The organism is Acinetobacter sp. V2 (assembly GCF_001188385.1).
In the GTDB taxonomy this organism is placed as follows: domain Bacteria; phylum Pseudomonadota; class Gammaproteobacteria; order Pseudomonadales; family Moraxellaceae; genus Acinetobacter; species Acinetobacter oleivorans.
Window position 1 is genome coordinate 377,366 of the sequence record NZ_JZFB01000003.1, and the last position, 2,216, is coordinate 379,581.

The 2,216-nt window shown below is 38.0% G+C and carries 2 protein-coding genes and 1 pseudogene; all 3 read right to left on the reverse strand.

Translation table 11 applies throughout. The features are described from left to right. A pseudogene (locus UC75_RS21620) lies at positions 1-160 on the reverse strand (outer membrane porin, OprD family); the annotation flags it as partial. A 44-nt stretch (positions 161-204) separates the two neighbouring features. Beyond that, on the reverse strand, positions 205-1,563 hold the full coding sequence (locus UC75_RS12590) for an aromatic acid/H+ symport family MFS transporter (RefSeq protein ID WP_049837797.1): 1,359 nt from the start codon (positions 1,561-1,563) through the stop codon (positions 205-207). Between the two features lie 477 nt (positions 1,564-2,040). After that, positions 2,041-2,216: benzoate/H(+) symporter BenE family transporter (locus tag UC75_RS21625; RefSeq protein WP_228137358.1), on the reverse strand; the 176-nt coding region annotated here is incomplete at its 5' end.

A 2,216-nucleotide genomic window follows, 5' to 3' on the forward strand; every position in this document is an offset into this window, starting at 1 on the left:
CATCATTATCAAAATTACGGTTGATATAGGCGTTTTTTAAAGTGAATTTCCATTCATCTTCGGGCTGCTGATTTGGATTTGCAGCGAATGAATTGCCACACATCAATATTAAGGTCGCGAAAGTTAAAGCACGTGGCTTAAAGCGGTGTAATAATTCCATAATCCATTTCCAAAAAGATGCGCCAATCCTCGGCGCATTTATATTTACTGCTGGGTAAGCGTGTTTTGAGGGTTAAAAGTTGATGGCGTTTGTGCAGCAACAGAGGCTTTTAGATTGACCATAAATATTGCAAGTGCAGCAATCACACCCGGAATTGCAATCGCTAAGAAATTCATTTGGTGAGGAAGCTCAAGTGTGAGAAGGGCTCCTGTTAAAACTGGTCCAATAATCGCACCGATACGGCCAATTCCAGATGCCCAGCCCATGCCAGTTGAACGAAGTGCTGTCGGATAGAACTGTGCAACGAAGGTGTAGAGTAAGATTTGCGAACCAATTGTGGCAGCACCAGCAATTGCAATCAGGCTATATAAAATAAATTGTGGACTATTAATGCCAAGCAGAATTAAAGCTGCTGAACCCACAATAAACATGATCGTAATAACCGGTTTTAGATGGAATCTGTCCGCTAAAGCACCGCCACCAATTGCACCGACCATGCCGCCAATATTAAGTGCAAACAGGAATAACATGCTTGCACCTAACGAATAGCCCGCTTGCAGCATGAGTTTAGGTAACCAGCTGCCTAAGGCATACACCATGAGTAAGCACATAAAGAAAGCAATCCAGAACATAAATGTGCTAAAAGTACGGCCTTGTTGGAAAAGCGCACGGACAGGGGCATCGGTTGTGGTGCTTTCGTTTAACACCAGTTGTGTATTGGCGTTTACCTGCGTTTCTGGCGCAATTTTACAAACAATACTTTTTGCCTGCTCGCTATGGTTTGATTTCACTAAAAAGGTAAGAGATTCAGGCAAAAATTTCCAAATGAGTGGGAGCAATAACAGGGGAATACCTGCAATTAAAAACATGATTTGCCAGCCCATATCTTTCACGAGCCATGCACCAAGTAGCGCTGATGTCATGCCGCCAATTGCATAGCCACTAAACATGATTGCGACCAATGTACTGCGGATTTTTTTGGGTGCGTATTCGGTCATAAGCGCAACAACGTTTGGCATAACGCCACCAATCCCAAGGCCTGCAATAAAGCGCAAAATAGCAAACTCAGTTGGTCCTTTGGCAAAGGCACCAATAAAGGTAAATCCGCTGAATAAGGTGACACAAATCAGGATGGTTTTTTTACGTCCCAGTTTGTCTGAAAGTGTGCCGAAAATCATGGCACCAAACATCATCCCGAATAGAGCAGCACTGGCGAGTAAACCAGCTTCTACCGCAGTTAATGACCATTGTTGCATTAACAGAGGAAGAGCAACCCCATAAATAACTAAATCATATCCATCAAAAATAATAATAAGTAGGCACCAGATTAAAACTTTCCAATGAAAAGATGTAAAACTGGCTTTATCAATTAACTCATTAATATTAACCTTGCTCGTATCCATTTTCTTCACCTCCAATTTGTGAAGCATCGCGTTATTTTTTAATAAACTATTTTGTTATTGAGTTGGAGTCAAAAACCTAATTGATATATCTTTATGTCTTTAAGGTATTGTGCTTTTTTTAATTTAATTATTTGAAAAATATGTATTTATTTTTATTTCTTTAGTTGGTTTTGTTGTGTCTTTAAAATGGGGGTAAATATTGTATGATGAGAATTTTAAGGATTTTAGAGATGTTTTTTTATAGATTTTATTGATGATAATCATAGCTAAAAATATAGCTAAATTTATATTATGAATTGAAGTGAAAATATAAAAACAAAATACTAAAGTCTATTATTTAATTATTTTAGAGATTCATCTTAAAAATGAAATTTAATCTATATTCAATAAAAAAATCGCCAAATCAGAAATAGCAAATTATTTGCATTCTGATTTGGCGATTGAGGTTCTATTGGGATGAGGGCTTAGATAAAAAACTTAATTTGTGGTTGGTGTTGAGCGTGGTGTGAGAATGAAATGGGCGATTACACCAATACAAATACCCCAAAAAACTGAGCTTAATCCAAGAAAATGCATGCCCGATGCTGTAGCTAAAAAGGTAATAAGTGCAGCATCGCGTTGACTGTCATTTTTCATGGCAACAGAAATATTAG

Bases quoted from the DNA above. Each gene is read 5' to 3' on its own strand.
- UC75_RS12590 (WP_049837797.1), bottom strand. From the start codon at position 1,563: ATGGATACGAGCAAGGTTAATATTAATGAGTTAATTGATAAAGCCAGT.